We start from the raw sequence: 7672 nt of genomic DNA on the forward strand, positions 1-7672 counted from the left end.
GTAAAAGCTTAAGCAGGTCGTATCCTTCATTTTTGTATTTTCTTACAAGGCTGTCCGCGTCCTTCACTGATTTCACCGAACCACCCGACAATCCGGGAGCAGCCGCGTAAAAATGCGGTCCGGCGATCTCCCCTTTTGATAACTGCGCCTTTAATTGGAGATGCGCCGGGTCGCCGAGCATACCGCGAATGGTAGTAACGCCCTTCAATACAAACAATTCCAGTATGTCCTTCATTGCGGCTGTATCTTCTCCGCGTGGCATATGGGCATGCATTTCTGCAAGTCCGGGGATGAGGAATTTACCCGTGCCGTCAATCACCAGCGCATCTTTACCGGGTTCGCTTTCTGCTGCCGGTACAATATGTGTAATTTTTCCATCGGCAATAAATACATCATGATTTTCAAGTACCGTTTCTGTGTCCATGGGGATCACCGATACATTTTGTATCACAAAGGCACCTTCAGCAGGGTTGTTGGTTGACCCTGGGTTACATGCAAACAAAAGCAGCACGGTCAATGAAAGCAATACATTTTTCATATTAAAAACAGGTTGATGAGGAAGTCTAATAAAGATAGGTAATAAAGATTAGATCTTCCTTTCACTGAACATAAGTAAAAGTCTGGAATCAGTGTTGTTGGGCAAAATGCAACGAATGGACTGGTAAGGCATCTATGTTTCCTGAATGGAGCAAAGCTGAATCGGGTGATACTGTTGAAAAATTATTTCCTCAGATGAAAGTGAAATATACTTACCTTAAAAGAACGGGAGGTGGGTATTGGGATTATAAATTACCGGTAGACATACGGCACGGATAACTGCCATGATTGTATGCTAACGCCGTATTGCAACAGTACGCATTGAAATGTAAAGAGACGCCCGTAAAAAATGAAAAAAAGCTGCGATGGAAACGTGTCGGGCCCGGCTGTCTGTTCGGTCCGTATTTTCATTTACTTAACACACTTTTATATACCTCAGATGTATCAGCGATTACTAAAATACCTTGATAAAATAAACGACTGGCGTAAACAAAATATCTCCAAAAACAATTTTTTAATTTTGGCTGCCGGAGTCGTGGGGGTTATGGGTGGCATCGCTTCCTCTATTTTGAAACAGCTTACTCATTTCATTGCAAATTTTCTTCAAAACGAGCTTCACTGGGAATACAAATATTATCTGTATCTTTTTTTCCCGTTAATAGGTATCCTGCTAACGATCATTTATATCCGCATATTTATAAGAAAGCATAAGTTTCAGCACGGTATTCCGGCCATCCTGCACAATATATCGCGTAATTCGGGTAAAATTGATTTTCATAATATTTACAGCCAGATCGTATCCAGTGCATTAACGGTTGGGCTTGGCGGATCCGCCGGGCTCGAAGCGCCGGCAGTAGCTAGCGGCTCGGCGATTGGATCGAATATCGGCAGGTTTTTTGGGCTTAATTACAGGGAAACAACCTTGCTGCTTGCCTGCGGGGCAGCCGCCGGTATATCGGGAGCCTTCAATAGCCCGGTGGCAGGAATGATCTTTGCTATTGAAATAATCCTTCCACAGTTTTCTATTCCTGCTGTTATTCCCCTCCTTATCTCTTCGGCCTTTGCATCGGTAATTTCTAACATCATCTACAATGAACCACTTTTTGTGCTTGTAGCCAAAGACTGGGTAAGGGATGCTTTTTGGTATTACTTAGCCCTGGGTATAATCGTGGGTTTTTATTCTGTATTCTACAGCCGGCTGAACAGCCTGCTCTTTAAAAAGTTCAACCGTATCAGAAATGCATATGCCAAAGCATGGATAGGCGGTATATGTTTAGGTGTACTGATCGCATTATTGCCGGCGCTTTACGGGGAAGGATATATCACCATACAGCAACTGCTTGACGGTAATTTTGGATCGCTTCTGGGCAACAGCCTCTTTTCGCAATACCGGCATATCGGGTGGGCATTGGTTTTATTTGGCGCCTTGTCAATGCTTGGTAAAACATTTGCCAGTGTTATTACCATGGCCAGCGGTGGCAATGGGGGTATGTTTGGCCCCAGCGTGGTAGTAGGAGGTCTGTTGGGTTTTGTTTTCTCCTTTGGACTTAACCAAACGGGCATGGTGCATTTAAATGTAACCAATTTTATGATCGCTGGGATGGCAGCCTCTATCAGCGGGGTGATGCATGCGCCGCTTACCGGTGTTTTTCTGGCCGCTGAAATTACGGGGGGCTATACGCTGATGGTACCTTTAATGATCGTTTCTGCTATCGCCTATTTTATTAACAAGGCTATTTTAAAATATTCTATTTATACTAAAACGCTGGCGGAGCAGGGAACGCTTTTATCACAGGAAAATAAAGATAATGGTGTTTTAAGGAGCATCAAGCTAAAATATATCCTCGAAAAGGATTTTGTCATCCTGCATCCCGAGGATACGCTGGAAGGCCGGAGGTCCGACATTATTCATACAAACAGGAACGTTTTTCCTGTGGTAGATACTGCAGGTATATTAACCGGACTGTTGTTCAGCGATCAGTTGCTCGAATACCTGTTAAGCGATAATGAAACAGATCGCTACAGGCTTATCAAAGATATTGCGCAACCTGCCCAAAAGGTAATACCGGTTGATATGCAGATGTTTGACGTTATGCAGATTATGGATAGCCAGGACTTACGCGTTTTGCCTGTTGTTGATCTTCATAACAAATACCTGGGTTTTGTTACCAAGAACAGTATTTTCAATAAATACCGGCTCAATCTAAAACGTGAGGGTGATTATCTGCAGTAAGGTACTATGGTTTTGTTGGAACATATTTATCCGGTAACGATGAAGTTCGGCTGTAAGCCGGGTATTAATTTCCTTTGCTCCATTGCCACTTTACACCTCCCATCAGCCACCTGCCGGGCATCGGAGAACCCAGTAAGTCGCTGTACTGCCTGTTGAAAATATTATCTGCCTGTATAAAAACAGACAATGCTTTTTGAAAAAATGCGTAGTCTAATTTAGCGTTCATTATAAAATAATCGGGCGTTATGCTGGCGTGAATCGCAGCAGCGGATTGCTCCTGTCTTTTCTTGTATAAGCCATTAACGCTTGCAGTAAAATTATGGCACTGGTAAACAACAGAAAAATTGGTGAGGAATCTGGCGTGCGAAGAAATATAAAAAGAGGGAACTGTATCGCTGCTTTTGCTGTTGAGCCATACCAGTCCGGCAGATGCGGTAATGCTTTGCTTTTCATTCAATGTATGTATATACTGAATATCCGTTTCAAAACCCGAAGTATTTACCGCAGCAATATTCTTTGCCAGGGCATATACGCCTGCAGGTGAAAGATTATCTTTTCTCGGCATTTCGTTATAGGATGTAGTGCTGTAATCAATCAGCCGCTGATGAAAGCGCTGGAAGAAAGTAGCGGAAACTTTTAGCTTGTCCTGCAAAAACCAGTCGGCTCCCGCTTCATAGCTGAACGATCTTTCGGCTTTAAGCCCCGGGTTGCCTATCCTGCCGCTTGTAACGAGCGCCTTGTTGTAATTGTTATAGCGTTCCGTAAAATCGGCGTCCCTGATGGTTTTGCCAACGCTGCCCCGCAATTGCAGGCGGCGTATTTTGTAGGAAAGATCAAGCTGCGGTACGAGCTCGGCAGAAATTTTCTCAAACAGCACCCATTGCGCGGAGGGACGCACTAAAAAATGTTGTGCAATTTGTTGCGAAACGGAAACGAACGGTGATGCCATATACAAAGAGTGGTTGCCCCTGTCGTTGGAACGGATCGTTTTTTTCTGGTAATTCAACCCGGTGACGAGCATGGTTTTTGCACCCAACTGGTTTTGGTAGAGCAGCAGTGCCTGGAATAATCTTGAAATGTTTTCATTGGCTGCCGAGCTGCTGTTGTACCTGTAATGATCATTTGCCGATTTAAAGCCTGCATCAATGGAGAGACTTTGTTTTTTGGTATGATAGCCGATCCTTACCTGGTTCCACAAAGAAGATACCTGTTCTGTTGCGGTATCAGACAAAAAGCTGGTATAGAAATTTTGCGCTGCAAAATCGCGGTTATCGTATGCCGTGCGGTACGCGATATTCCATTTGGAGCTGAGATGGTAATTGGCCGAAACCGATGCTGTGGTATTATGAAAAAAACCTTTGGCACCTCTTTGCTGCACACCGTTTGCATTATTGGTTAATATGCCACCACCAATGCTAAGGTTGTTTTTGCTGTAGAAAAAGCCGGCATCGGCATTTAAAAAGCCATATTCGCCTGCGGAAATGCCTGCCGAGACATTTGTTTTCTCCTCGTTCTGTTTAGCGGCAAATGATTTGGTGATGATATAAATTACACCTCCTACCGCATCGGCGCCGTGAATGGCGGAAGAGGCGCCTTTCAGGATCTCGATCCTTTCTATTTCAGCCGGTGAAATGGGGATATAGCTGTTGAAGTGACCGGTGTTGGGATCATTCAGCCGCATGCCGTCTAATATGACCAGCACCTGCTGGAATGTGCCGCCACGCAGCACGATATCGCTCTGCGAACCCATAGGTCCGCGGGCCTGTATTTCCACGCCGGGCACATAGCGAAGCAATTCGTCCAAGGAGTGTACCGGCAGGTTTTTAATGCGTTCGCCTTTTAGTATGGTAATATTCCGCCCTGTTTCTGAAGCTCTTTTCTGGCTTAAGGTAGCAGTTACCGTAATGGGGTCTAACTCTATTTCCTGAGCCTGCGCAAAAGAAGTGCTTATGAGCAAAATGGCAGTTAGTACTTTGGTTATAATATTCATACGTGCGGCAAAAGTAGTAAAATGAACGAATAATGATTACGGCTTTTATCTTTGTGGTATGCACATAGATATCATCACTGTATTGCCGGAACTGTTAGAAAGCCCGCTCTCCCATTCCATAATGAAACGGGCGAAAGATAAAGGATTGCTGCAGGTGGGCGTGCACCGGTTAAGGCAATGGGCTGTAAATGCTTACGGGCAGGTAGATGATTACCAGTACGGGGGCGGTGCAGGAATGGTAATGATGTGCGAGCCGCTGGTGAATGCCATTGAACATTTATCCCAAAGCCGGACTTACGATGAGATCATCTATCTCACTCCCGATGGTGAACAGTTCAATCAAAAAACAGCCAATCAACTTTCTTTACAGCAAAATTTACTGCTGATCTGCGGCCATTATAAAGGCATTGACGAAAGAGTGCGTGAGCATTTTATAACGAAAGAAATTTCAATAGGCGATTATGTGCTGAGCGGAGGCGAGCTGCCTGCCGCTGTATTGGTAGATGCAATAGGGCGGTTGCTGCCGGGTGTTTTAAATGATGAGACTTCCGCACTTTTTGATTCCTTCCAGGACAACTTGCTGGCACCACCGGTATATACGCGGCCTGCTGATTACAGGGGCTGGAAGGTGCCGGAAATTTTGCTGAGCGGGGATCCCGGCAAGATAGCCGACTGGCGTTATGAAGCGGCCGTGCAACGAACCCGAAAAAGAAGACCCGGTATGGCCGAAGAAGAATAGTCCATATTTAAGCAACAGTGATTGCGGGACTTATAAAGATGGGCTTCGGAAGCAGAATCAACATTGATCACCAATTTTTTGATATGAAGCAGCGTATTGTATTTGTAATATCGCTATCCTGTCTTTTTGTGGCATGTCATAACCGTGAGCATACAGCTCCGGTAGTTGAACAAAGGGATACTACCATTACCGTGTCCAATGCTTATACCCAATTGTTTTTTGACAGCATTGCTTTGGAGCAGTACATTCAGCGACAGCAGTATTCAGATACTATGGCCAACCGGTTCCGCAGTTTTTATAACGCACGCAATTACCAGTATGCCTGGTTTTTCAATGATGGTCCCGCCGAACAGGCTTACAATTTTTTGAATTTGCAAAGCGATTATATAGCGTACAGCGGGGACAGCAGCTTATACAACCCGGTGTTGCAACAGGTGTTCGATACCCTGAAAACCGGAGGGCATTTTGTTCCCTTAACCGACAGCAACCGTTTGAAAGCAGAGTTATCGCTTACTACGCAGTTTTTCCGTTATGCTGCCAAAGCCTATCAGGGCGACAGTAATTTAAATGCAGCCGACCTGAAATGGTATATCCCGCGTAAAAAAATAGATGAAGTGGCCCTGCTGGATTCCCTCATTGTGCATAAGGGTGAAAAAGTGTCAAGCTATGAGCCCGTAAATATTTATTACCAGCGCCTGAAGCAAAAGCTCCTTGATTATTATGCAATGGAAAGATCGGGAGCGTGGCCACCGCTTGTTACTACCCGGAAAAAACTGGAGCAGGGCGACACAGGGACTATTATTGCCGCCATAAAGCACCGGTTGATGCTTTTGCAGGACATGCCTTCAGCAGACAGTTCCCTGTTGTTTAACGACTCCTTAAAAGCAGCCGTTAAAAAATTTCAATTGAGGAACGGAATGCAGCCCGATGGTATTATAGGCGCTGCCACGCTTCGTAAAATGAACGAGCCGCCACAGGCTGCTATCCGTAAGATGCTGATCAATTTGGAAAGAATGCGATGGGTTCCTGCTGAAATAAACAGCGACTACCTGCTGGTGAATATTCCTGACTTTAAACTGCATGTATTTGAAAACGGGAGCCTTTCGTTCAGCATGAACGTGGTGGTGGGAACCACACAGCACAATACGGTTGTTTTTAGCGGCAACTTAAAATATGTTGTATTCAGCCCTTACTGGAATGTACCTGCGAGCATTGTAAAGAATGAAATTATGCCCGGCATAGCAAAGAATAAAAATTATATTGCCCGGCATAATATGGAGATCACGGGCTATTCGGGCACCATACCTGTAGTGCGGCAAAAGCCCGGCCCCAATAATTCGTTGGGCAGGGTAAAGTTTTTGTTCCCCAACAGCTATAATATTTACCTGCACGACACGCCCCAGAAAAGTTTGTTCGGCGAAACAAAAAGGGCGTTCAGTCATGGGTGCATACGGTTAAATGAACCCCGGAAGTTAGCCGAATTTCTTTTGCGGAAAGACAGCGCCTGGACTGCATCAAAAATAACTGCGGCTATGAACAGCGGTAAAGAAAGATATGTTACGCTGGAAGAGCCGGTAAAGGTGTTTATCGGCTATTTTACCGCCTGGGTAGATTCAAAAGGGGTGTTGAATTTCAGGGACGACATTTACGGACATGATGCGCGGATAGCCGAAAAAATGTTTACAAAATATTGATCTTCTGCATCACACCCGATTTATGGGTTTTGCTGATGGGTATCATGTTGCCGTTTATAAATAAAACATTTTCCTGTATATCATTGATCTTGGTAAAATTCACAATATAGGAGCGGTGCACTTTCATGAACACCTGTGGGTTTACCTTGGTCTCTAAGTTTTTGATGGTATTGTGGGTAATATATTTCTTTGCCGGGGTAATGAACTTTACATAGTCGCCCATGCTTTCGATAAAAAGAATGTCATCATTGTGCAGGCGGATCAGTTTGCCATCGGTTTTGATGAACATGTGATCCTGCTCGGAGCCGCCATTTAGCTGCTCTGTTTTTTTACTTACTTTTTGTATCGCTTCCAAAAAGCGCTGATAGGTAAACGGCTTCTTAAGATAATCGGTAACATTGTACTGGAACGCGTCATACGCATATTCGGTTTTTGAAGTGGTAAGAATGACCTGTGGTGTATATACCAGTAGATCTAAC

6 protein-coding genes are annotated in these 7672 nt (G+C 44.6%); 3 read left to right on the forward strand and 3 right to left on the reverse strand.

Annotated features, from left to right (window positions below; all coding sequences use genetic code 11):
* Positions 1–538: amidohydrolase family protein (locus PLH26_RS18155; RefSeq protein ID WP_502876408.1), on the reverse strand; the 538-nt coding region annotated here is incomplete at its 3' end.
* Positions 539–976: 438 nt separating this feature from the next.
* On the opposite strand from PLH26_RS18155, the gene PLH26_RS18160 reads away from it, so the two are divergent.
* Positions 977–2770, forward strand: a complete 1794-nt coding sequence (locus tag PLH26_RS18160) for a chloride channel protein (protein WP_324587450.1) — start codon at positions 977–979, stop codon at positions 2768–2770.
* Positions 2771–2834: 64 nt separating this feature from the next.
* Here PLH26_RS18160 and PLH26_RS18165 read toward each other — a convergent pair whose 3' ends face one another.
* A complete protein-coding gene (locus PLH26_RS18165; RefSeq protein ID WP_324587451.1) occupies positions 2835–4760 on the reverse strand; it encodes a TonB-dependent receptor plug domain-containing protein in 1926 nt (641 codons plus the stop codon).
* 58 nt (positions 4761–4818) lie between these two features.
* On the opposite strand from PLH26_RS18165, the gene trmD reads away from it, so the two are divergent.
* Both trmD and PLH26_RS18175 read left to right on the forward strand, forming a co-directional pair.
* The gene (gene trmD, locus PLH26_RS18170; RefSeq protein WP_324587452.1) at positions 4819–5499 is read left to right on the forward strand and encodes a tRNA (guanosine(37)-N1)-methyltransferase TrmD; all 681 of its coding nucleotides are present in this window, start codon (positions 4819–4821) and stop codon (positions 5497–5499) included.
* A gap of 83 nt (positions 5500–5582) precedes the next feature.
* Positions 5583–7193 carry a L,D-transpeptidase family protein gene (locus PLH26_RS18175; protein ID WP_324587453.1) on the forward strand — a complete coding sequence of 537 codons (1611 nt, stop codon included), beginning with the start codon at positions 5583–5585 and terminating at the stop codon, positions 7191–7193.
* On the opposite strand, the gene PLH26_RS18180 is transcribed toward PLH26_RS18175, so the two are convergent.
* A partial coding sequence (locus tag PLH26_RS18180; RefSeq protein WP_324587454.1) for a LytR/AlgR family response regulator transcription factor occupies positions 7180–7672 on the reverse strand: 493 nt, incomplete at its 5' end. The genes PLH26_RS18175 and PLH26_RS18180 overlap by 14 nt on opposite strands.

The sequence above is a fragment of the Agriterribacter sp. genome (assembly GCF_035444585.1).
Lineage (GTDB): Bacteria > Bacteroidota > Bacteroidia > Chitinophagales > Chitinophagaceae > Agriterribacter.